The organism is Solidesulfovibrio sp. DCME, from assembly GCF_049995385.1.
In the GTDB taxonomy this organism is placed as follows: Bacteria; Desulfobacterota; Desulfovibrionia; order Desulfovibrionales; family Desulfovibrionaceae; genus Solidesulfovibrio.
On record NZ_CP188261.1, the window covers coordinates 3,887,131 to 3,906,056 of the forward strand.

Consider the following 18,926-nt stretch of genomic DNA (forward strand, 5'->3'; position numbering starts at 1 on the left):
GCCGCCCAAAGGGCCGCCCGGCTTACGGCTTGGCGGCGTTGGGGGTAAACAGCTTCTTGCCCTTGAGGGTGAAATCGCCCACGACCTTCTGGCCCTTTTCCGAGGCCAGCCACTTGCGGAAGGTCTCGGCGGCCTCGAATTTCACGCTCTTGCACTTCTCGGGATTGACGGAAATGACGCTGTACTGGTTGAGCAGCGGCTTGTCGCCCTCGACCAGCACCACCAGGGCCGGCTTGCCCTTGGCCTGGTCCTCGTAGGCGATAAACGTGCCCCGGTCGGCCAGGGTGTAGGCGCCGCGTTCACCGGCCATGGCCATGGTCTGGAGCATGCCCTGGCCGGCCGAGGCGTACCAGGACTCCTTGTCCGGCAGGGGCAGGTTCGCGCCCTTCCACAGGGACTGTTCCATCTTGTGGGTGCCGGAGTCGTCGCCGCGGCTGACAAAGGGCGCCTTGGCGGCGGCGATGGCGGCCAGGGCCTCGGCCACCTTCTTGCCCTTGATCTTGGCCGGGTCGGCGGCCGGCCCCACGAGCACGAAGTCGTTGTACATGACTTCGGTGCGGTTCACCCCGTTGCCTTCCTCCACGAACTTCTTCTCCGCGCCCGGCGCATGGACAAGCAGCACGTCCACGTCGCAGTTCTTGCCATGCTCCAAGGCCTTGCCGGTACCCACGGCCACCCATTTAAGTTCGATGCCGGTGTCCTTTTTAAAGGCTTCGGCCAGGACGGGCAAAAGGCCGGTGTCGTCGGTGCTGGTGGTGGTGGCCATCATGAGCGTGGTGGCCTCGCAACGGGCCACGGCCGGGGCGGCGCACAGGATGGCGGCCAGCAGTCCAACAATCAGGAACCGGTTGGTGGGTATCCGCATGATTTTCTCCTCTGTTTTGTTTGACTTAACATAGCTATTACTATGGCATACCTTACATTTCCCCACAAGGCGAGTCCGGCAGAAAAATCACGGGAATCTTTTTGCAAAACACGGCTAAAGGGTTTTGCGATGCTGACGATAAGAGCGACGAAGGGCAGTATTTCCCACCTATGATGCAACATCACTGCATCATCACGTCTCAAGCGCAAACTGTTCTCATAAACGTATCAATATCTCCGGACATTTCTGGGTCATCCGGACAATCTGTCCTGTTGCTTTCTCGATCCGAAGCAATATTTTCCCCATTTTTATCCTAAAGGGTTTTCCGAGAAGTCCGATAGGTGGGGCAAGCAGTCGCCAGACCAGGCGCACCGCGGAAGGGTTTACGGATCAGGAGGCTTTCTACAATGTCAGTTCGACGGAGCAGGCCGGCGCAAGCCCTAAACCAAAGAACAGTTCTACCCCATGCCGCCGGCGAGCTCCTCGCCTTCATGGGAAACTAGCTGGATGCACACACTTTTCAAGGAGGAAAAGCCATGTCTCTCGTGATCAACCACAACATGATGGCCATGAATGCCGCCCGGAACCTGTCCAATTCGTACGGCGCCCTGGCCACTTCGACCCAGCGTCTTTCTTCGGGCCTTCGCATCAACACCGCTGCCGACGACGCTGCCGGCCTGGCCATTCGCGAACTCATGCGGTCGGACATCTCGGCCATCAACCAGGGCGTGCGCAACGCCAACGACGCCATCTCCATGATCCAGACGGCGGACGGCGCGCTCCAGGTCGTGGACGAAAAGCTCATCCGCATGAAGGAACTGGCTGAACAGGCGGCTACCGGCACCTACACCTCGGACCAGCGCCTGATCATCGACTCCGAATACCAGGCCATGGCCTCGGAAATCACCCGAATCGCCAATGCCACGGACTTCAACGGTATCTACCTGCTCAACGGCAACCTGTCCGGCGCGACCCACGACGGCTCCGGGGCCGTGTCGACCGGCAAGATGAAGGTGCACTTCGGCGCCGGCAACGCCAGTGCCGAGGACTACTACTACGTCCAGATCGGCACCTCCACCGCCTCGGCCCTGGGCGTGGGCATCGGCGCCGCCTCGGGCAGCGCCGGCCGCTCCATCTCCACCCAGCAGCAGGCCCAGGAAGCCCTGGAAGCCATCAAGACGGCCATCGTCTCCAAGGACAAGATCCGCGCCAACCTGGGCGCCCTGCAGAACCGGCTGGAGAACACCATCTCCAACCTGCAGATCCAGGCCGAGAACCTGCAAGCCGCCGAGTCGCAGATCTCCGACGTGGACGTGGCCACGGAAATGACCCAGTTCGTGCGCGAACAGATCCTGACCCAGTCGGCGGTGGCCATGTTGTCCCAGGCCAACTCCCTGCCGAAGATGGCCATGCAGCTCATCGGTGGTTAATAACCGCCCGCCCCAGCCAAACGGAAAGGCCGCCCCGGAAAACCGGAGCGGCCTTTTTCATGGCCTCGGCCGGGGCACCAGTGGTCCATCGGCCTGGCGCCACCGAGGCGACACATGGCCCGACAGCGGCCGGACGCGCTTTAAAGTTCGCCGCAGGCGGCCAAAAAGAGGCGATGGGCCGGAAACATGTACCGACGGCCATGGTAGACCACGTAGAATTCCCGCCGCATGACCAGGCCGTCCACGGGCAGGACGACCACGGTGCCGCGCTCCAGGTAGCTGGCGGCGGCCATGCGCGAGACCACCGACACCCCAAGCCCGGCTTCCACGCACTGGAGCACGGCCACGGAGGAATGGACCTGCAACACCGGGCGCAGGTCCCGGATGTCCATGCCCGCCCGGACCAGGGCCTGTTCCAGGGCCAGCCGTGTCCCCGAACCGGTTTCGCGCATGACCCACGGTAAGGCCGTCAACCGGGCCTGCCAGTCCCGGCCGGCGTCGCCGCTGGCGGCGAACCGGGGGGCGCCGATGAGCAGGAGTTCGTCTTCGAGGATGGAGCGGCTGACCAGTTCGTTTTGCAACGCCGGCGCGCCGACGATGCCGACATGGATGCCCCCCTCGAGGACCTGATTGATGATCTCCGTCGTATCCCCGCCGAGCAGCTCGATGCGCACCTCGGGGTACTTGTCCAGAAACCCGGCCACCAGGCGGGGAATGATGTACTGGGCCGGGATGGTGCTGCCGCCGATGAGCAGGTCCCCGGCCACGCGCTTGGACAGGGCCAGGATGTCGGCCTTGGCGTTGTCGAGTTGGCTGAAAATGGTGTTGCAATAGCGGTAGAGGACATTGCCGGCCTGGGTGGGCAGGACGGTGCGGCCCAAGCGATCGAACAGCTGGGTGTCGAGTTCCTCTTCGAGGGCCATGACATGGGCGCTGATCGTGGGCTGGGACAGCATCATCTCTTCCCCGGCCTTGGAAAAGCTGCGTAATTCATACACCTTGGCAAAAGCTTGCAGCCGGTGGACATCCATGGGAGATATTTACTCCATAGAAAAAAACTATAGCAAAGGGCAAAAAAAGGCAGGACCGCAGTCCTGCCTTGTCACTTATTCCGCGGCTTCCGGTTCCGGCTTGGCGGCGGGCGCGACGGTTTCACCGGCCTGCTTGGTCAGCTCGATAACCGCCATGGCGGCGCAGTCGCCGGCCCGGGGCAGCCCCATCTTGACCACCCGGGTGTAGCCGCCGGGCTGGCCCTTGAAACGGGGGGCGATCTCGTTGAAGAGCCTAGCCACCAGCTGGTGGTTTTCCAGGACCTTGTAGACCAGGCGACGGGCGTGGACGCTGTCGGTCTGGGCCAGGGTCACCAGATGCTCCACAACGCCGCGCAGCTCCTTGGCCTTGTGTTCGGTGGTGCGAATGCGCTCGTGGATGAAAAGCGAGCGCGCCATATTGCGCAGCATGGCCTTCCGATGGGAGGCGGTCCTGCCAAGCTTGCGTCCGGATTTGCTATGTCTCATCGACCTGCTTCCTCTTCAGCCATTCCTGGTATTTTTGTTCGAAGTTCTCGATACGCATGCCGAATTCGAGTCCCATGTCCTCAAGGACGCGGCGGATCTCCTCGAGGGATTTCTTGCCGAAGTTCTTGGTCTTGAGCATCTCGTTTTCGGTTTTCTGCATCAGTTCGCCAACGGTCTGGATGTTGGCGGACTTGAGGCAGTTGGTGGCGCGCACGGAAAGCTCAAGCTCGTCGATGCTCTTGAAAAGGCTCGGATTGAGTTCGATGTCGTCGCGGCGCCGCGCCTTGTCGGCCTCGGATTCCTTCTCGTCGAAATTGATGAAAACCGTCAGCTGGTCCTTGAGGATCTTGGCGCTGTAGGAGATGGCGTCCTCGGGGCTGATGGAGCCGTCGGTGGCGACGTCGAGGACGAGCTTGTCGTAGTTGGTCATCTGGCCGACACGGGCCTGCTCGATGGTGTAGGCCACCTTCTTGACCGGCGAGAAGCTGGCGTCGAGCAGGATCAGGCCGATTTCGGCGTCCAGGCCCTCGTGCATGTCCGCCGGCACGTAGCCCTTGCCCATGCGCACCTCGAGCTCGATGCGCAGCTCCCGGTCCTCGGACAGGGTGGCGATCAGCACATCTTCGCTTAAGACGGTGACGTTCTGGTTGCCCTGGATGGCACTGGCCAGGACTTCGCCCTTCTGGTTGGCGAAAAGCGTCAACCGCTGGGAGTCCTCGGTAGTCATGGCCAGGCGAACCTGCTTGAGGTTGAGGATGATCTCGGTCACATCCTCGATGACCCCCGGGATGGTGGAGAACTCGTGCTGCACGCCCTCGATGCGGGCGGCGACGATGGCCGCGCCCTGCAGCGAGGACAGCAGGACCCGGCGCAGGGCGTTGCCGAGCGTGGTGCCGAAGCCGCGCTCCAAGGGCTCGCACACGAACCGGCCGACGGTGTCGGTCGAGGACGGGTCGCGCTCGAGCTTTTCCGGCTTGACCAGCTCGGTCCAGTTCCGGGAGTTGATGAGCCTTTGGCCGTTACGAATCAACATGGCGTCACCTTATGCAAAGCGTACTTTGCCGATTACTTGGAGTAGAGCTCGACGATGAGCTGCTCGTTGATCGGGAACTGCACGTCCTCGCGGGTGGGCAGCGCGTTGACCTTGCCCTTGAGCTTCTCGCCGTCCACTTCCAGCCAGGCCGGGCAGCCACGGCGGGCGATGACCTGCTGGGCTTCCAGGATGATGGGGGACTGGCGGTTGCGCTCGCGCACTTCGACGACATCCCCGACCTTGACTTCGATGGAGGGGACGTTCACGCGACGGCCATTTAAGGTGAAAATGCCGTGCCGGACGAGCTGGCGGGCCTGGTTGCGCGAATTGGCGAAACCCAGGCGGTAGACCACGTTGTCCAGGCGGCGTTCGAGGGACGTCAGCAGGTTTTCGCCGGTGACGCCCTTTTTCTGGTCGGCGCGCTGGAAGTAGGCGCGGAACTGCTCTTCCAGGATGCCGTACATGCGGCGGGTCTTCTGCTTCTCGCGAAGCTGGATGGCGTAGTCGCTCATCTTTTTGCGGATGCGGCCGTGCTGGCCGGGCGCGTAGGGGCGGCGTTCGTAGGCGCACTTGTCGGTGTAGCAACGGTCGCCCTTCAAAAACAGCTTGGCCCCTTCCCGGCGGCAAATCCGGCATTTCGCTTCAGTATAACGTGCCAAGGTCGTTCCTCCTCAGTGCCGCGGGCCGTGGCGGCAAGCTGCCGGCGCACTGTTTCCCGCTGGTTGTCCGTTTCGGCCTATCGGGCGACGTGCGCCCCCGCGGCGATCCGAAAATCGATCCAGGCCCCCAAAAGGGCCTGGCCTTATGACTGTCTCCAGGTCGGCGCGCAAGGGCGCCGACGATTCCCCGACCCGATCAGACCCGGCGCCGTTTGGGCGGACGGCAACCGTTGTGGGGGATGGGGGTGATATCGCGAATGTAGCTGACCTTGAAGCCGGCGTTGTGGATGGCGCGCATGGCTGCCTCACGGCCGGAGCCCGGCCCCTTGACCAGAATGCCGACGGTGCGCATGCCGTTTTCCTGGGCCTTTCTCGCGGCGTTTTCGGCCGCGACCTGGGCGGCGAAGGGGGTGGACTTGCGCGACCCCTTGAAACCAGCGCCGCCGGAAGTGGCCCAGCTGACCACGTTGCCCTTCTGGTCGGTGAAGGTCACGATGGTATTGTTAAACGAGGCCTGAATGTGGGCCACGCCCACGGGAATGTTCTTGCGTTCCTTTTTGCCGGTGCGGCGCGGTTTCGCCATCACGTACTCCGAAAGCCCCGACGGGGCGTTTTACCATGTTGTATCAGGCTGACCCAAAAATGGGGAAGGCTACTTCTTTTTCTTGGCCATCACACCACGACGCGGGCCCTTGCGGGTGCGCGAATTGGTGTGGGTGCGCTGGCCCCGGCAGGGCAGGCCCCGGCGATGGCGCAGGCCGCGATAGCAGCCGATATCCATGAGGCGCTTGATGCTGGCGGTGACATCACGCCGCAAATCGCCCTCGACCTTGTGGTTGGCCTCGATTTCCTTGCGGATGGTGTTGGTTTCCTCAGGGGTGAGGGTATCGGAATTTTTGGTCCAATCCACACCCGAGGCCTCGAGGATGCTGCGGGCCGTGGTCCGGCCGATGCCGTAGATGTAGGTCAGCGCAATATCCATCCGCTTGTTTTTGGGCAGGTCGACTCCCGCGATTCTGGCCACGACGTTCCTCCGTTATCCCTGACGCTGCTTGTGCCGGGGGTTGTCGCAGATCACCCGCACGATGCCGTGGCGACGGATGATTTTGCACTTGGGACAAAGTTTTTTCACCGAGGGTTTCACTTTCATGTCGCTCTCCGTCTCCTGGCGACGAAAACAACCGATGCCGCGTGCGGTATCGGTCGCATCAATCGGGCAGGCTTAAAATCCGAGGACCGTTTCTGGTCACAGCCACCGTATGCTCGAAATGGGCGGACAGGCTGCGGTCCTTGGTCACGGCGGTCCAGTTGTCGGAAAGGACTTCGACATCGGGCCCACCGGCCGTCACCATGGGTTCGATGGCCAGCACCATCCCGGGCATGAGCGGGACGCGGGGGGCACCCTTGGGCTCGAAATTCGGGATTTCGGGCTTTTCGTGGAGCTTACGCCCTATGCCGTGACCAACAAACCGTCTTACAACACTCAGGCCATGCCCTTCAACATATTTCTGCACGGCCCGCGAAATATCATACAAATCATTTCCGGCCACGGCCTGCTCGATGCCCTGGGCCAGGGATTCCCGGGTCACGTCCAACAACTTGGCCCGGGCTTCGTCTGGCTCCCCCACCACGGCGGTGGTGGCCGCGTCCCCGTAAAAGCCGTCGTAGACCACACCCATGTCGAAGCTGACCAGGTCGCCCGGGACCAGCACCCGATCCGACGGGAACCCGTGCACGACCTCTTCGTTGACCGAACAACACAGGGCAAACGGAAAGCCGTACATGCCGAGGAAGGCCGGTTTCACCTTGAAATCGTCGCAGCGTTTGCGCGCGATTTCCTCAAAGAGCATGGTTTTGACACCCGGCCGCACCGCTTCCCGCAACTCGCCCAGGATGATGGCCACGATACGGCAGGCCTGGCGCATGGAAGCGATTTCGAGGTCGTTTTTGAGGAAGATCCCCCTGACCTTTTTCAATGTCTACTGCCTGCCCTTGATTCTCCCCTTCTGCATGAGGCCTTCATACTGGCGGGAGATCAGATAGGACTCGATCTGCGACATGAAGTCCATGGCCACGCCGACGACAATCAACAACGAGGTGCCACCGAAGTAGAACGGCACGTTGAATTGCTGGATCAGCACCATGGGCAGCACGCAGACGACGGAGATGTACATCGACCCCCACAAGGTGATGCGGGCCAGAACCTTGTCGATGTATTCCTTGGTTTTGGCACCGGGCCGTATGCCGGGGATGAACCCGCCCTGCTTGCGGATGTTCTCGGCGATATCGGCCGGATCGAAGATGATGGCCGTGTAGAAGTAGCAGAAGAAGACGATCAGGGCTACGAAGATGACGTTGTAGGTCATGGTCTGCGGGCTGAAATAGCCGGCAAACGTCTTGAGCCAGGGTACGCTGGAGAATTCGCCCAACGTCGCCGGGAACAGCAGGATGGACGAGGCGAAGATGGGCGGAATGACGCCGGCGGTGTTGACCCGAAGGGGCAGGTGGGTCGTCTGGCCGCCGTACATTTTGCGCCCGACCATACGCTTGGCGTACTGGATGGGAATGCGCCGCTGGCCGCGTTCCATGAAGACGATGGCCACCAGCACGGCCAGCATCAGGGCCACGATGAGCAGCAGTACGAACAGCGACAGCTCGCCGGCCTTGATGAGGTCGAGGGTGGACAGCACCGCCCGGGGCAGCCCGGCCACGATACCGGCATAGATGATCATCGAAATGCCGTTGCCGATGCCCTTTTCGGTCATCTGCTCGCCGAGCCACATCAAAAAGACGGTGCCGGCGGTGAGCGTCACGATGGTCATGAGCCGGAAGCCCCAGCCGGCCGCCAGCACCACCGGCGCGCCCGTGGGGCTGGCCATGCTCTCCAGGCCCACGGCGATGCCGAAGCCCTGGATCAGCGTGATGAGCACCGTGCCGTAGCGGGTGTACTGGGTGATCTTCTTGCGTCCGGCCGCGCCCTCCTCCTTCTGCATCTTGGCCAGCTCGGGGCTGACCACGGTCAGCAGCTGGATGATGATGGAGGCGGAGATGTAGGGCATGATTCCCAGGGCGAAGATGGACAGGTTGCGCAGCCCTCCGCCGGAGAACATGTCGAACAGGCCGAACAGGGTGTTTTTGGCGCTTTCGAAAAAATCCGCCAGGGCGGCCGAATCCACGCCGGGCACGGGGACGTGCACGCCGATGCGGTAGACGGCCACCAAAACGAAGGTCCAGAGGAGCTTTTTTTTCAGCTCCGGCAGACGGGCCAGATTTTCGACTCCAGTGAGGGCCACGGCAACTTCCGTTTATTCGCTAGGGGTTTCGGCTTCTTCGGTGGCGACCCCGAGGGTCACGACCTTGCCGCCGGCGCTGGTGATCTTTTCGGCCGCCTTGGCGCTGAAGCGGTGGGCCTCAACGGTGATGGCGTTGGCAATATCACCCATGCTCAGGATCTTGACCGGCTGGCCGGGCAAGGCCAGGCCACGGGCATAGATGTCGTCCAGGCTGATGGAATCCTGGCCCTCGAAGGCGGCCAGCAGCCGCTCGATGTTGATCGGCTGGTAGACGACCTTGAAGTCGAAGTTCTTGAACCCGCGCTTGGGCAGGCGGCGGGCCAGGGGCATCTGGCCGCCCTCGAACCAGGGGCGCTCGGACACGCCGGAGCGGGCGTTCTGGCCCTTGTTGCCCTTGCCGGCGGTGCAGCCCTGACCGGTGGCCCGGCCGCGGCCGAGGCGCTTGCGGCTCTTGCGCTCCTCGGGGAAGGGATAGAGTTCGTGCAGCTTCATGACTCGGTCACCTCAACAAGGTGCTGGACCTTCGCGATCATGCCGACAACGGTGTCGGTCTTCTCGAAGGTGCGCGCCTGGCGGATTTTTTTCAGTCCCAGGGCAGCCAGGGTGGCGCACTGCTTGGGCGTATTGCCGAAACGGCTCCTCACCAGGGTCACGGTAATGCTCGCCATGGCGGTATTCCTTATTTGCGCGGGGTGGCCAGGGCCTTGCCGCGCATGGCGCCGACGGTATCGGCGCTACGCAGGGACGCCAGGCCTTCCATGGTGGCGCGCAGGACGTTGTGCGGGTTGTTGGTGCCGATGGCCTTGGTCAGGATGTCGTGGACGCCGCAGGCTTCCATGATGGCCCGGACCGGGCCGCCGGCGATGATGCCGGTCCCCTTGGAGGCGGGCTTGAGCATGACGCGGCCGGCGCCGAACTGGCCCAGGACCTCGTAGGGCAGCGTGCCGTCGAGCAGCGGAATGCGGATCATGCCCTTGCGCGCCTGCTCGGTGGCCTTGCGGATGGCCTCCGGGACCTCGTTGGCCTTGCCCAGGCCGTAGCCCACGGAGCCCTTGCCGTCGCCGACCACGACCAGGGCGGAGAAGCTGAAGCGCCGGCCGCCCTTGACGACCTTGGCCACGCGGTTGAGGTAGACGATCTTTTCGATCTGTCCCAGGTCGGACTGCTGGTCCATGCCATCTTCCTTGACGCGCTTATTAGAATTTGAGGCCGCCATCCCGCGCTCCGTCGGCCAGGGCTTTGATCCGGCCGTGATAGATGTAGCCGTTGCGGTCGAACACCACGGCTTCGATATTGCGTTCCAGGGCCTTTTGGGCCAGGTCCTTGCCCACCTTGGCGGCGGCTTCCTTGTCGGCCTTAAGCGGCTCGCCGGCCTTCCCGAGGGTCAGGCTGGAGGAGGACACCAAGGTCTGGCCCGAGAGATCGTCGATCACCTGGGCATAGATGTGCCGGTTGGACCGGAACACCACCAGGCGGGGCCGCTCGGCGGTACCGGCAAGCTTCTTGCGGATGCGGACTTTCCGGCGCGCGCGCGCCAGGGTCTTGGTCATCTTCATGATGCGGTCCTATTTCTTGCCGCCGGACTTACCGGCCTTGCGACGAATGGTTTCGGTATCGTACTTGATGCCCTTGCCCTTGAACGGCTCGGGCGGCCGGACACGGCGGATGCGGGCAGCGGTCTCGCCCACAAGCGCCTTGTCGATGCCGGAGAGCGTGAGCTTGTTGCCCTCGACCTTGGCCTCGATGCCGTCCGGCAGCTTGAAGTCCACCGGGTGGGAGTAGCCCACAGCCAGGGTCACCGAGCCCGGGGCAGCGGAGACCTTGTAGCCCACGCCGATGACTTCCAGCGTCTTGGTGAAGCCCTTGCTCACGCCCTCGACCAAGTTGGCCAGAAGGGTGCGGCGCAGGCCGTGCTGGGCCCGGGCGATGCGCGTGTCGTCCACGCGGCTGACCCGAACCAGGTTGCCCTCGACCGCGTAGACGATCTTGGGATGGGTGGGCGTGGACAGTTGGCCCTTGGGGCCCACGACCGTCACCGCCTCGGGAGCCACCTCGACGGACACGCCGGAGGGAAGCTCGATTTCACGTTTGCCTATCCTGGACATGACATCTTCTCCGCGACGTGTCTTACTACCAGATTTCGCACAAAAGCTCGCCGCCGACGCCAAGCTCCCGGGCCTTGCCGCCTTCGAGGATGCCCCGCGAAGTGGACAGGATGCTGATGCCCAGGCCGTTTTGGACCTTGGGGATGGCACCGGAGCCAACGTAAATGCGCCGGCCGGGCTTGCTGACACGCTTGAGCCCGGAAATGATCGGCTTGCCGCCCTGGTACTTCAGGGTAATGGAGAGGGCGGCTTCGGCCACGGAATAATCCGCGATGTAGCCTTCCTCTTTGAGAATGGCGGCGATGGAGGCCTTGAGTTTCGAGGCCGGGATGGCCAGATCCGCGTGCAAGGCCCGGTGGGCGTTGCGGATGCGGGTCAGCATATCGGAAATGGGGTCGGTCACCGACATGGTTTCCTGCTCCTTAAAGCTACCAGCTCGACTTGCGCACGCCGGGCATCTCGCCGGTCAGCGACATGTTACGGAAGCAAATACGGCAGACGCCGAATTTGCGCAGATACGCCCTGGGACGACCGCAGATGGGACAGCGGTTATAGGCTCTGGTGGAAAACTTGGGCTTGCGGCTGGCTTTCACCATCAACGATTTGCGGGCCACGACCGTTCTCCTTACTTTTTAAACGGCATGCCGAGAAGGTCGAGGAACATCTTGCCTTCTTTGTCGGAACGAGCCGTGGTGACGATGGTGACGTTCATGCCCTTGACGTGTTCGACGCGGTCCACGTTGATTTCCGGGAAAATCGTGTGCTCCCGGACGCCGAGGGTGAAATTGCCGCGGCCGTCGAACCCGCGATCAGGCACGCCGCGAAAGTCGCGAACCCGAGGCAGGGCGAAATTCATCAGTTTGTCGAGGAAGTCCCACATCCGGGTGTGGCGCAGCGTGACACGGCAACCCACCGGCATGCCCTCCCGGAGCTTGAACGCCGCGATGGACTTGCGGGCGCGCGTGATCACGGCCTTCTGTCCGGAGATGGCGGTCAGCTCGACCACGGCTTCCTCGATGAGCTTATTGTTGTTGCTCGCCTCGCCCAAGCCCATGTTGAGCGAAATGAAGGAAAGCCGGGGGATTTGCATGCTGGAGGTGTACCCGAACGCTTTCCTCAGTTCCGGGGCTACCTTCTCGGCATAGATTTGTTCCAGGCGGGTCATACCGTTTCCTTTTCTCCTCACGCGATTTCGTGGTTGCACTTCTTGCAGAAGCGCACCTTCTTGCCGTCACCGGTTTCCTTGTAGCCGACTTTGGTCGGCTTGGCGCAGGCGTCGCACAAAAGCGAAACGTTGGAGATGTCCAACGGCGCTTCCTTCTCGACGATGCCGCCAGGGATCTTGGCGTAGGGATTGGCCTTGGTGTGGCGCTTGACCAAGTTCACCTTTTCCACCAGCACGGCGTTTTTCTTGGGCAGGATCTTGAGCACCTTGCCCACCTTGCCCTTGTCCTTGCCGGCGGTGACCATCACCTTGTCGTTCTTGCGGATCCGATACGTTTTCATGGCTTCCTCGATGTCGCGGCCGATCGCCCTACAGGACCTCGGGGGCCAGGGACACGATCTTCATGAAGTTTTTCTGGCGCAGCTCGCGGGCGACCGGTCCGAAGATACGGGTGCCGACGGGTTCGAGCTGGGCGGACAGCAGCACGGCCGAATTGGAGTCGAACTTGATGTAGGAGCCGTCGGGACGGCCGACTTCCTTTTTGGTGCGCACCACCACGGCCTTCATGACCGCGCCCTTTTTCACCTTGGAATTGGGCAGGGCGTCCTTGACGGACACGACGATGATGTCGCCCACCGAGGCATAGCGACGGCGGGAACCGCCGAGCACCTTGATGCAGCTGACCTTCTTCGCGCCGGAATTGTCCGCCACGTCGAGCTGGGTTTCTACCTGGATCATGACGTCGCTCCTAGACCGCTTTTTCCATGATTTTCACGAGGTGCCAGCGCTTGCGGGCGGACAGCGGACGGTGCTCGATGATGCTGACCGTATCGCCGAGACCGCAGTCGTTTTGCGGATCGTGGGCCATGAATTTCTTGCGGCGACGAATGTACTTCTTATACAGCGGGTGCTTGACCAAGGTTTCGACCATGACCACGATGGTCTTGTCGGCCTTGTCCGACACCACTACGCCGGTCAACTGCCGGCGATTGCTCTTTTGTTCTTCCATGGCGAACCCCGGTTAGGCTTGACGCTTTTTTTCGTTTTGCACCGTCAGGATGCGGGCGATGTCCTTGCGGACCTGACGCAGACGGTGGGTTTTTTCCAGCTGCGCCGTGGCGTGCTGGAAACGCAGCTTGAAGAGTTCCTCGCGGGTCTCGCCAAGCTTTTTGGTCAAGCCTTCGGCGTCGAGCTCGCGCAGTTCGGCGGTCTTCATGGCTAGACGCCCTCCTTGGCCACGATCTTGGTCTTGATCGGCAGCTTGTGCATGGCGCGGGTCAAGGCTTCCTTGGCCGTTTCCATGTCCACGCCCTTGATCTCGTACAGGACGCGTCCGGGTTTGACGGCGGCGAACCAGCCGACCGGGGCGCCCTTGCCCTTGCCCTGCCGGACTTCGGCGGGCTTTTCCGTCCGGACGCGGTCCGGGAAGATGCGGATCCAGACCTTGCCGCCGCGCTTGATGTGGCGCATGATGGCGACACGAGCGGCCTCGATCTGCTGGCTGGACAGCTTGCCGTGCTCCAGGGCCTTGATGCCGACCTCACCGAAGTCGATGGAGGCGCCCCGGGTGGCCGGACCGCGCAGGCGGCCCTTCTGCATCTTGCGGAATTTGGTTTTTTTCGGGGCCAACATTACGCTTCCACCTCATGATCCAGAATTTCGCCTTTGAAAATCCAGACCTTCACGCCGATGACCCCGTAGGTGGTCTTGGCGATGGCATAGCCGTAGTCGATGTCGGCGCGAAGGGTCTGCAGCGGCACGCGGCCGTCGCGGTACCATTCGGAGCGGGCGATTTCCGCCCCGGCCAACCGGCCGGCGCAGGAGACCTTGATGCCCTCGGCCCCGAACTTACGGGAAAGCCCGACCGTGCGCTTCATGGCCCGGCGGAAGGCCACGCGGCGCTCCAGCTGCAGGGCGATGTTCTCGGCCACCAGCTGGGAATCGATCTCGGGACGACGGATCTCGTTGACCTCGACCGTGAATTCGCGGCCGAAGCGCTGTTTGAGGTCGCCGCGCACCTTTTCGATCTCCGTGCCCTTGCGGCCGATGACGATGCCCGGCCGGGCGGTGTGGATGATCAGGCGGATCTTGCCTCCGGCGCGCTCGATCTCGATCTTGGAAATGCCGGCGTGGTACAGGTTCTTTTTGACGAACTTGCGAATCTTGTTGTCCTCGAAAACGAACGCGGGATAATCCTTCTTGGAAAACCAGCGGGACAGCCAATTCTTGTTGTACCCGAGCCGGAACCCGTAGGGATGTACTTTCTGGCCCATTGTGTCGCTCCTAGTTCTCGGCCACGACGACGGTGATATGGCTCGTGCGCTTGACGATCCGGAAGGCCCGGCCCATGGAGCGCGTCATGATGCGCTTCCAGGTCGGCCCCGGATTGACGATCACCTGCTTGACCGTGAGGTTGTCGATGTCGACGCCCGAAATCTGCTCGGCATTGGCCACGGCCGAGTGCAGCACTTTGCCGATAAGCTTGGCGGACTTTTTGGGCGTGAACTTCAGTATGTTCATGGCCTCTTCCACGGGCCGGCCAAGAATATTGGCGGCGACGAGACGGGCCTTTTGCGGCGACACGCGGATGAATTTGGCTCTGGCTTTGGCTTCCATGGCTTTATCCCGGCCGGGAACGATCCCCGGCTGCTACTTTTTCACTTTGCTTTTCTTGTCCGCGGCATGGCCGTGGAAGGTCCGCGTGGGCGCGAACTCGCCAAGCTTGTGGCCGACCATGTTCTCGGAAACGAACACCGGAATGAACTTCTTGCCGTTGTGCACGGCAAAGGTCAGTCCGACCATCTCCGGCAGGATCATGGACCGGCGCGACCAGGTCTTGATCACCCGACGATCCTTGTTCTCCACGGCGTAGGCGACCTTCTTCTCCAGGTGGCCGTCGACAAACGGGCCTTTTTTCAGCGAACGAGGCATAGGCGTTTCCCCTTACTTTTGTCCGCGCCGCTTGACGATGAGCTTGGACGAGGGCTTTTTCTTGTTGCGGGTCTTGTAGCCCTTGGTCGGCTTGCCCCACGGGGTGACCGGGTGACGGCCGCCGGAGCTCTTGCCCTCGCCACCGCCGAGGGGGTGGTCGACGGGGTTCATGGCCACGCCACGGACTTTGGGGCGCGCGCCCAGCCAACGGTTGCGGCCGGCCTTGCCGATGGAAATGTTCTCGTGCATCACGTTGCCGACCTGGCCGATGGTGGCCAGGCAGGTCGCCAGGATGTTGCGCACCTCGCCCGAGGGCAGCCGCAGCAGGGCATACTTGCCCTCCTTGGCCACGAGCTGGGCGTAGGTCCCGGCGGCGCGGCAGATCTGGCCGCCCTTGCCCGGGGCCAGCTCGATGTTGTGCAGCAGGGTACCGACCGGGATCTTTTTCAGCGGCAGGGCGTTGCCGGGCTTGATGTCCGCGGTCTCGCCGGCGGTGATCATGTCGCCGACGGTAATGCCAACCGGCGCCAGAATGTAACGTTTCTCACCATCGGCGTAATGCAAAAGCGCGATTCGGGCGCTACGGTTGGGGTCATACTCCACGGAGAAGACCTTGGCCGGGACGTTGAACTTGTCGCGCTTGAAGTCGATGATGCGGTACAGGCGCTTGTTGCCGCCGCCCCGCCGCCGCGAGGTGATCCGGCCATAGCAGTTGCGGCCGGAAGCGCGGGGAAGCCCTTCGACGAGGGACTTCTCGGGCTCGGTCCGGGTGATCTCCTCGAAGGTGGAGACCGTCTGGAACCGGCGGCCGGCCGACGTGGGCTTGAGCTTGCGGATGGACATGACTAGACCCCTTCGAAGAACTCTATTTTATCACCCTGCGCCAGGGTCACGTAGGCTTTCTTGTAGCCCGGAATGCGTCCCGTCACCTTGCCCATGCGCGAGCGGGCCAGGGGGCGGCGCTTGACCACCCGGACGCCGGCGACCTTCACCGAAAACGCCTTTTCCACGGCCTTGGCGATCTCGATCTTGTTCGCCTCGGGGTGGACGAAAAAAACCACCTGGTTGGCGGCTTCCTTGACCATGGTGGCCTTTTCGGAAACCAGGGGCCGCAGCAGTATGTTAGCGTACTCCATGACCGAGCCTCTCCTGGATCTTCAGGGCCGCGTCCTTGACCAGGACCAGGTGGTCGTGGCGCAGGACGTCGTACACGTTGAGCATGTCTTCCCGGACAACCTTGATGCCGGGAATGTTCCTGGCGGAAAGCTCGAGATTGTTATCCGAAGCGGGCAGAACAATCAAGGCTTTTTTCAGGCCGAAATCCGCGGTCACCTTGACCATGTGCTTGGTCTTGACCTCGGGCACGGACAGGCCGTCCACCAGGACCAGGGAGGCGTCGCCGAGCTTGGCCGAAAGGGCCATGCGCAGGGCCAGCTGACGCACCTTGCGGTTGACCTTGAAGGTGTAGTCGCGGGGCTCGGGCCCGTGGACGATGGCGCCGCCGCGCCACAGGGGCGAGCGGGTGGAACCGGCGCGGGCGCGGCCGGTGCCCTTCTGGCGCCAGGGCTTCTTGCCGCCGCCGCTGACGAAGGCCCGGGTCTTGACGCTGTGCGTACCGGCGCGCTTGGCGGCGAGCTGGGCCCGCACCACCAGGTGCAGCAGTTCGGGCTGGACCTCGACTTCGAAGACCTCGGGGGCCAGATCGACGCTGCCGATCTCGGTGTTCCCCTGGTCGTAGAGTTTTACGTTTGCCATGGCTATACCCGTTATCCCTGCTTGCGCACCACGACCACGCTGTTGCGCGGACCGGGCACCTGTCCCTTGACCAGGATCAGGTTCATTTCCGGGCGGACGTCGACGACCTCGATGCCCATGACGGTCACGGTGCGCGCGCCCATGTGGCCGGCCATCTTCTTGCCCTTCATGACCTTGCCCGGCTCGGTGTTGTTACCGATGGAGCCGCCGGAGCGGTGGGCTTTTTCCGTACCGTGGGTCTTTTTGAGGCCCGCGAAGTTCCAGCGCTTCATGACGCCGGCGAAGCCCTTGCCGATGGAGGTGCCGGTGACCTTGACGGTCTCGCCCGGGGCGAAGATGTCCACGGTCACGTCCATGCCCTGCTCGAAGGCCGAGGGGCCGTCCAGGCGGATCTCGCGCAGCACCCGGTAGTAGCCGCGGCCGGCCTTGTCCAGGTGGCCCTTCTCGGGCTTGTTGACCTTGCGTTCCGGGATCTGATCGAACCCGATCTGCATGGCGTTATACCCGTCTTTGTCCTCGGTTTTCACCTGGGTGACGGGACAGGGGCCGGCCTCGATGACCGTGACCGGGATAATGGATCCGTCGTCGCCGAAAACCCGGGTCATGCCCAGTTTACGGCCAAGTATTCCAAGCGTGGCAGCCATGCCGACCTTCCTTAGAGCTTGATTTCCACGTCGACGCCGGCGGGCAGGCTCAGCTTGCCGAGCGCGTCCACCGTCTGCTGCGTGGGCTCCATAATGTCCAGAAGCCGTTTGTGAACCCGCATCTCGAACTGTTCCCGGGACTTCTTGTCCACGTGAACCGAGCGGTTGACCGTAACCTTGTGGATGTCCGTGGGCAACGGGATGGGCCCGGCCACGCCGGCGCCAGTGTTGCGCGCGGTATCCACGATTTCGGCCACCGCCTTGTCCAGGATGCGGTAGTCGTACGCCTTGAGTTTGATGCGAATGCGATCGTTTTGCATGGAAACCATGATATTTACTCCACGATTTCCGACACGACGCCGGCGCCGACGGTCCGGCCGCCTTCGCGGATGGCGAAGCGCAGGCCCTTTTCCATGGCGATGGGCGCGATCAGTTCCACGTTGAAGGTGGCGTTATCCCCGGGCATGACCATCTCGACGCCCTCGGCCAGGGTGACCACGCCCGTGATGTCGGTCGTGCGGAAATAGAATTGGGGACGGTAACCGGAGAAAAACGGCGTGTGACGGCCGCCCTCTTCCTTGTTGAGGACGTAGACCTCGGCCTTGAACTTGCGGTGCGGCGTGATGGAGCCCGGCTTGGCCAGCACCTGGCCGCGCTCGACCTCGTCGCGCTTGACGCCGCGCAGCAGCACCCCGACGTTGTCGCCGGCCTGGCCCTGGTCCAGGATCTTGCGGAACATCTCGACGCCGGTGCAGGTGGTCTTGACCGTGTCCTTGATGCCGATGATCGCCACTTCGTCGCCCACGGTGATGATGCCGCGCTCGACACGGCCGGTCACGACGGTGCCGCGGCCGGAGATGGAGAAGACGTCCTCGATGGGCATCAGGAACGGCTTGTCGATGTCGCGCTTGGGCTCGGGGATGAACGAATCGCAGGCGTCGAGCAGCTCGAAGATCGGGGCGGCGTCGTCGCTCTTGATGTCGCCGGCTTCCAGGGCCTTGAGCGCCGAGCCCTTGATGACCGGGATGTCATCGCCGGGAAAGCCGTACTTGGAGAGCAGCTCGCGCACTTCCAGCTCGACCAGTTCCAGCAGCTCGGGGTCGTCGACCAGGTCGACCTTGTTCATGAACACGACCAGCTGGGGCACGCCGACCTGACGGGCGAGCAGGATGTGCTCACGGGTCTGGGGCATGGGGCCGTCGGTGGCGGCCACGACCAGGATGCCGCCGTCCATCTGGGCGGCGCCGGTGATCATGTTCTTGATGTAGTCGGCGTGGCCGGGGCAGTCGACGTGGGCGTAGTGGCGCTTGTCGGTCTCGTATTCCACGTGGGCCGTGGCAATGGTGATGCCGCGCTCTTTTTCTTCCGGAGCCTTGTCGATCTGGTCGAAGGGAATGTACTCGCCAAAGCCCTTCATGCTGGCCAGACGCGTGATGGCCGCGGTCAGCGTGGTCTTGCCGTGGTCGATGTGGCCGATGGTACCGATGTTGACGTGCGGCTTTTTCCGCTCGAATTTCGCCTTACCCATG

Annotated in this window: 33 protein-coding genes; 1 reads left to right on the forward strand and 32 read right to left on the reverse strand. The window is 62.7% G+C overall.

Annotated elements, in window-relative coordinates; genetic code table 11:
• Positions 1 to 22: 22 nt before the first annotated feature.
• Complete coding sequence (locus tag ACP59X_RS17110; RefSeq protein WP_428560671.1) at positions 23 to 865, reverse strand: ABC transporter substrate-binding protein; 843 nt, start codon at positions 863 to 865, stop codon at positions 23 to 25.
• A gap of 536 nt (positions 866 to 1,401) precedes the next feature.
• Between ACP59X_RS17110 and ACP59X_RS17115 the strand changes: the two genes are divergently transcribed.
• On the forward strand, positions 1,402 to 2,295 hold the full coding sequence (locus ACP59X_RS17115) for a flagellin N-terminal helical domain-containing protein (protein WP_428560674.1): 894 nt from the start codon (positions 1,402 to 1,404) through the stop codon (positions 2,293 to 2,295).
• A 140-nt stretch (positions 2,296 to 2,435) separates the two neighbouring features.
• Here ACP59X_RS17115 and ACP59X_RS17120 read toward each other — a convergent pair whose 3' ends face one another.
• The 31 genes from ACP59X_RS17120 to tuf all read right to left on the reverse strand — a co-directional run bounded on the left by ACP59X_RS17120 (position 2,436) and on the right by tuf (position 18,925).
• A complete protein-coding gene (locus ACP59X_RS17120; protein ID WP_428560676.1) occupies positions 2,436 to 3,326 on the reverse strand; it encodes a selenium metabolism-associated LysR family transcriptional regulator in 891 nt (296 codons plus the stop codon).
• 75 nt (positions 3,327 to 3,401) lie between these two features.
• Positions 3,402 to 3,812 carry a 50S ribosomal protein L17 gene (rplQ, locus tag ACP59X_RS17125; protein WP_428560678.1) on the reverse strand — a complete coding sequence of 137 codons (411 nt, stop codon included), beginning with the start codon at positions 3,810 to 3,812 and terminating at the stop codon, positions 3,402 to 3,404.
• Positions 3,802 to 4,845, reverse strand: a complete 1,044-nt coding sequence (locus ACP59X_RS17130; RefSeq protein ID WP_428560681.1) for a DNA-directed RNA polymerase subunit alpha — start codon at positions 4,843 to 4,845, stop codon at positions 3,802 to 3,804. Before ACP59X_RS17130 ends, rplQ begins: the two co-directional genes overlap by 11 nt.
• 32 nt (positions 4,846 to 4,877) lie before the next feature.
• Complete coding sequence (rpsD, locus tag ACP59X_RS17135) at positions 4,878 to 5,504, reverse strand: 30S ribosomal protein S4 (RefSeq protein ID WP_428560683.1); 627 nt, start codon at positions 5,502 to 5,504, stop codon at positions 4,878 to 4,880.
• Between the two features lie 196 nt (positions 5,505 to 5,700).
• The gene (gene rpsK, locus ACP59X_RS17140; RefSeq protein WP_323428794.1) at positions 5,701 to 6,087 is read right to left on the reverse strand and encodes a 30S ribosomal protein S11; all 387 of its coding nucleotides are present in this window, start codon (positions 6,085 to 6,087) and stop codon (positions 5,701 to 5,703) included.
• 69 nt (positions 6,088 to 6,156) lie between these two features.
• Positions 6,157 to 6,528, reverse strand: coding sequence for a 30S ribosomal protein S13 (gene rpsM, locus ACP59X_RS17145; RefSeq protein WP_428560686.1), 372 nt, complete (start codon positions 6,526 to 6,528; stop codon positions 6,157 to 6,159).
• 12 nt (positions 6,529 to 6,540) lie between these two features.
• On the reverse strand, positions 6,541 to 6,654 hold the full coding sequence (rpmJ, locus tag ACP59X_RS17150; RefSeq protein ID WP_428560688.1) for a 50S ribosomal protein L36: 114 nt from the start codon (positions 6,652 to 6,654) through the stop codon (positions 6,541 to 6,543).
• Between the two features lie 58 nt (positions 6,655 to 6,712).
• Positions 6,713 to 7,480 (reverse strand): type I methionyl aminopeptidase, encoded by a 768-nt coding sequence (gene map / locus ACP59X_RS17155; RefSeq protein ID WP_428560690.1) that lies wholly within the window; start codon positions 7,478 to 7,480, stop codon positions 6,713 to 6,715.
• A 3-nt stretch (positions 7,481 to 7,483) separates the two neighbouring features.
• Positions 7,484 to 8,797, reverse strand: a complete 1,314-nt coding sequence (gene secY / locus ACP59X_RS17160) for a preprotein translocase subunit SecY (RefSeq protein WP_428560692.1) — start codon at positions 8,795 to 8,797, stop codon at positions 7,484 to 7,486.
• A gap of 12 nt (positions 8,798 to 8,809) precedes the next feature.
• Positions 8,810 to 9,289 carry a 50S ribosomal protein L15 gene (gene rplO, locus ACP59X_RS17165; protein ID WP_428560695.1) on the reverse strand — a complete coding sequence of 160 codons (480 nt, stop codon included), beginning with the start codon at positions 9,287 to 9,289 and terminating at the stop codon, positions 8,810 to 8,812.
• Positions 9,286 to 9,465 carry a 50S ribosomal protein L30 gene (rpmD, locus tag ACP59X_RS17170; RefSeq protein ID WP_428560697.1) on the reverse strand — a complete coding sequence of 60 codons (180 nt, stop codon included), beginning with the start codon at positions 9,463 to 9,465 and terminating at the stop codon, positions 9,286 to 9,288. Before rpmD ends, rplO begins: the two co-directional genes overlap by 4 nt.
• An 11-nt stretch (positions 9,466 to 9,476) precedes the next feature.
• Positions 9,477 to 9,971, reverse strand: a complete 495-nt coding sequence (gene rpsE / locus ACP59X_RS17175) for a 30S ribosomal protein S5 (protein WP_428560700.1) — start codon at positions 9,969 to 9,971, stop codon at positions 9,477 to 9,479.
• 22 nt (positions 9,972 to 9,993) lie between these two features.
• Entirely contained in the window at positions 9,994 to 10,353 is a 360-nt protein-coding gene (gene rplR / locus ACP59X_RS17180; protein WP_428560702.1) for a 50S ribosomal protein L18, read from the reverse strand.
• A gap of 9 nt (positions 10,354 to 10,362) precedes the next feature.
• A complete protein-coding gene (gene rplF / locus ACP59X_RS17185; RefSeq protein ID WP_428560704.1) occupies positions 10,363 to 10,902 on the reverse strand; it encodes a 50S ribosomal protein L6 in 540 nt (179 codons plus the stop codon).
• A gap of 25 nt (positions 10,903 to 10,927) precedes the next feature.
• Positions 10,928 to 11,311 (reverse strand): 30S ribosomal protein S8, encoded by a 384-nt coding sequence (gene rpsH / locus ACP59X_RS17190; protein ID WP_428560707.1) that lies wholly within the window; start codon positions 11,309 to 11,311, stop codon positions 10,928 to 10,930.
• Between the two features lie 19 nt (positions 11,312 to 11,330).
• The gene (locus ACP59X_RS17195; protein WP_015859939.1) at positions 11,331 to 11,516 is read right to left on the reverse strand and encodes a type Z 30S ribosomal protein S14; all 186 of its coding nucleotides are present in this window, start codon (positions 11,514 to 11,516) and stop codon (positions 11,331 to 11,333) included.
• 11 nt (positions 11,517 to 11,527) lie between these two features.
• Positions 11,528 to 12,067 (reverse strand): 50S ribosomal protein L5, encoded by a 540-nt coding sequence (gene rplE / locus ACP59X_RS17200; protein WP_428560710.1) that lies wholly within the window; start codon positions 12,065 to 12,067, stop codon positions 11,528 to 11,530.
• Positions 12,068 to 12,084: 17 nt separating this feature from the next.
• Positions 12,085 to 12,408, reverse strand: a complete 324-nt coding sequence (gene rplX, locus ACP59X_RS17205) for a 50S ribosomal protein L24 (RefSeq protein ID WP_323428799.1) — start codon at positions 12,406 to 12,408, stop codon at positions 12,085 to 12,087.
• A 28-nt stretch (positions 12,409 to 12,436) separates the two neighbouring features.
• Entirely contained in the window at positions 12,437 to 12,805 is a 369-nt protein-coding gene (gene rplN / locus ACP59X_RS17210; protein WP_029459050.1) for a 50S ribosomal protein L14, read from the reverse strand.
• 10 nt (positions 12,806 to 12,815) lie between these two features.
• The gene (gene rpsQ, locus ACP59X_RS17215) at positions 12,816 to 13,076 is read right to left on the reverse strand and encodes a 30S ribosomal protein S17 (protein WP_428560714.1); all 261 of its coding nucleotides are present in this window, start codon (positions 13,074 to 13,076) and stop codon (positions 12,816 to 12,818) included.
• 12 nt (positions 13,077 to 13,088) lie between these two features.
• Complete coding sequence (rpmC, locus tag ACP59X_RS17220; protein ID WP_428560717.1) at positions 13,089 to 13,283, reverse strand: 50S ribosomal protein L29; 195 nt, start codon at positions 13,281 to 13,283, stop codon at positions 13,089 to 13,091.
• A 2-nt stretch (positions 13,284 to 13,285) separates the two neighbouring features.
• Positions 13,286 to 13,699: a 50S ribosomal protein L16 gene (gene rplP / locus ACP59X_RS17225; RefSeq protein WP_428560719.1), complete on the reverse strand. Its 414-nt coding sequence runs from the start codon at positions 13,697 to 13,699 to the stop codon at positions 13,286 to 13,288.
• Complete coding sequence (rpsC, locus tag ACP59X_RS17230) at positions 13,699 to 14,340, reverse strand: 30S ribosomal protein S3 (RefSeq protein ID WP_005993030.1); 642 nt, start codon at positions 14,338 to 14,340, stop codon at positions 13,699 to 13,701. The genes rplP and rpsC overlap by 1 nt, the downstream gene beginning before the upstream one ends.
• A gap of 10 nt (positions 14,341 to 14,350) precedes the next feature.
• Positions 14,351 to 14,683, reverse strand: a complete 333-nt coding sequence (gene rplV, locus ACP59X_RS17235) for a 50S ribosomal protein L22 (protein WP_300158033.1) — start codon at positions 14,681 to 14,683, stop codon at positions 14,351 to 14,353.
• A gap of 33 nt (positions 14,684 to 14,716) precedes the next feature.
• Positions 14,717 to 14,998: a 30S ribosomal protein S19 gene (gene rpsS / locus ACP59X_RS17240; protein WP_005993028.1), complete on the reverse strand. Its 282-nt coding sequence runs from the start codon at positions 14,996 to 14,998 to the stop codon at positions 14,717 to 14,719.
• A 12-nt stretch (positions 14,999 to 15,010) separates the two neighbouring features.
• The gene (gene rplB / locus ACP59X_RS17245; RefSeq protein ID WP_428560722.1) at positions 15,011 to 15,841 is read right to left on the reverse strand and encodes a 50S ribosomal protein L2; all 831 of its coding nucleotides are present in this window, start codon (positions 15,839 to 15,841) and stop codon (positions 15,011 to 15,013) included.
• Positions 15,842 to 15,843: 2 nt separating this feature from the next.
• Positions 15,844 to 16,134, reverse strand: a complete 291-nt coding sequence (gene rplW / locus ACP59X_RS17250; RefSeq protein ID WP_428560724.1) for a 50S ribosomal protein L23 — start codon at positions 16,132 to 16,134, stop codon at positions 15,844 to 15,846.
• The gene (rplD, locus tag ACP59X_RS17255) at positions 16,121 to 16,753 is read right to left on the reverse strand and encodes a 50S ribosomal protein L4 (RefSeq protein ID WP_428560726.1); all 633 of its coding nucleotides are present in this window, start codon (positions 16,751 to 16,753) and stop codon (positions 16,121 to 16,123) included. Before rplD ends, rplW begins: the two co-directional genes overlap by 14 nt.
• Positions 16,754 to 16,764: 11 nt before the next feature.
• Complete coding sequence (rplC, locus tag ACP59X_RS17260) at positions 16,765 to 17,397, reverse strand: 50S ribosomal protein L3 (RefSeq protein ID WP_428560728.1); 633 nt, start codon at positions 17,395 to 17,397, stop codon at positions 16,765 to 16,767.
• A gap of 11 nt (positions 17,398 to 17,408) precedes the next feature.
• Positions 17,409 to 17,726, reverse strand: coding sequence for a 30S ribosomal protein S10 (gene rpsJ, locus ACP59X_RS17265; RefSeq protein WP_006920465.1), 318 nt, complete (start codon positions 17,724 to 17,726; stop codon positions 17,409 to 17,411).
• Between the two features lie 5 nt (positions 17,727 to 17,731).
• Positions 17,732 to 18,925 carry an elongation factor Tu gene (tuf, locus tag ACP59X_RS17270; protein ID WP_428560057.1) on the reverse strand — a complete coding sequence of 398 codons (1,194 nt, stop codon included), beginning with the start codon at positions 18,923 to 18,925 and terminating at the stop codon, positions 17,732 to 17,734.
• Position 18,926: the final 1 nt, after the last annotated feature.

Coding starts and splice junctions, on each gene's coding strand:
- rpsE (WP_428560700.1), bottom strand. CDS start 9,971: ATGGACCAGCAGTCCGACCTGGGACAGATCGAAAAGATCGTCTACCTC.
- tuf (WP_428560057.1), bottom strand. CDS start 18,925: ATGGGTAAGGCGAAATTCGAGCGGAAAAAGCCGCACGTCAACATCGGT.
- rpmC (WP_428560717.1), bottom strand. CDS start 13,283: ATGAAGACCGCCGAACTGCGCGAGCTCGACGCCGAAGGCTTGACCAAA.
- rplR (WP_428560702.1), bottom strand. CDS start 10,353: ATGAAGATGACCAAGACCCTGGCGCGCGCGCGCCGGAAAGTCCGCATC.
- rpsK (WP_323428794.1), bottom strand. CDS start 6,087: ATGGCGAAACCGCGCCGCACCGGCAAAAAGGAACGCAAGAACATTCCC.
- rplW (WP_428560724.1), bottom strand. CDS start 16,134: ATGGAGTACGCTAACATACTGCTGCGGCCCCTGGTTTCCGAAAAGGCC.
- rplC (WP_428560728.1), bottom strand. CDS start 17,397: ATGGCTGCCACGCTTGGAATACTTGGCCGTAAACTGGGCATGACCCGG.
- ACP59X_RS17110 (WP_428560671.1), bottom strand. CDS start 865: ATGCGGATACCCACCAACCGGTTCCTGATTGTTGGACTGCTGGCCGCC.
- rpsS (WP_005993028.1), bottom strand. CDS start 14,998: ATGCCTCGTTCGCTGAAAAAAGGCCCGTTTGTCGACGGCCACCTGGAG.
- rpsJ (WP_006920465.1), bottom strand. CDS start 17,726: ATGGTTTCCATGCAAAACGATCGCATTCGCATCAAACTCAAGGCGTAC.
- rplQ (WP_428560678.1), bottom strand. CDS start 3,812: ATGAGACATAGCAAATCCGGACGCAAGCTTGGCAGGACCGCCTCCCAT.
- rplE (WP_428560710.1), bottom strand. CDS start 12,067: ATGACCCGCCTGGAACAAATCTATGCCGAGAAGGTAGCCCCGGAACTG.
- rplX (WP_323428799.1), bottom strand. CDS start 12,408: ATGAAAACGTATCGGATCCGCAAGAACGACAAGGTGATGGTCACCGCC.
- rplP (WP_428560719.1), bottom strand. CDS start 13,699: ATGTTGGCCCCGAAAAAAACCAAATTCCGCAAGATGCAGAAGGGCCGC.
- rplO (WP_428560695.1), bottom strand. CDS start 9,289: ATGAAGCTGCACGAACTCTATCCCTTCCCCGAGGAGCGCAAGAGCCGC.
- rpsH (WP_428560707.1), bottom strand. CDS start 11,311: ATGTCGGTGACCGACCCCATTTCCGATATGCTGACCCGCATCCGCAAC.
- rplB (WP_428560722.1), bottom strand. CDS start 15,841: ATGTCCATCCGCAAGCTCAAGCCCACGTCGGCCGGCCGCCGGTTCCAG.
- rplN (WP_029459050.1), bottom strand. CDS start 12,805: ATGATCCAGGTAGAAACCCAGCTCGACGTGGCGGACAATTCCGGCGCG.
- rpmJ (WP_428560688.1), bottom strand. CDS start 6,654: ATGAAAGTGAAACCCTCGGTGAAAAAACTTTGTCCCAAGTGCAAAATC.
- rplV (WP_300158033.1), bottom strand. CDS start 14,683: ATGGAAGCCAAAGCCAGAGCCAAATTCATCCGCGTGTCGCCGCAAAAG.
- rpsQ (WP_428560714.1), bottom strand. CDS start 13,076: ATGGAAGAACAAAAGAGCAATCGCCGGCAGTTGACCGGCGTAGTGGTG.
- rpsC (WP_005993030.1), bottom strand. CDS start 14,340: ATGGGCCAGAAAGTACATCCCTACGGGTTCCGGCTCGGGTACAACAAG.
- rplD (WP_428560726.1), bottom strand. CDS start 16,753: ATGGCAAACGTAAAACTCTACGACCAGGGGAACACCGAGATCGGCAGC.
- rpmD (WP_428560697.1), bottom strand. CDS start 9,465: ATGGCGAGCATTACCGTGACCCTGGTGAGGAGCCGTTTCGGCAATACG.
- ACP59X_RS17120 (WP_428560676.1), bottom strand. CDS start 3,326: ATGGATGTCCACCGGCTGCAAGCTTTTGCCAAGGTGTATGAATTACGC.
- rplF (WP_428560704.1), bottom strand. CDS start 10,902: ATGTCCAGGATAGGCAAACGTGAAATCGAGCTTCCCTCCGGCGTGTCC.
- ACP59X_RS17130 (WP_428560681.1), bottom strand. CDS start 4,845: ATGTTGATTCGTAACGGCCAAAGGCTCATCAACTCCCGGAACTGGACC.
- ACP59X_RS17115 (WP_428560674.1), top strand. CDS start 1,402: ATGTCTCTCGTGATCAACCACAACATGATGGCCATGAATGCCGCCCGG.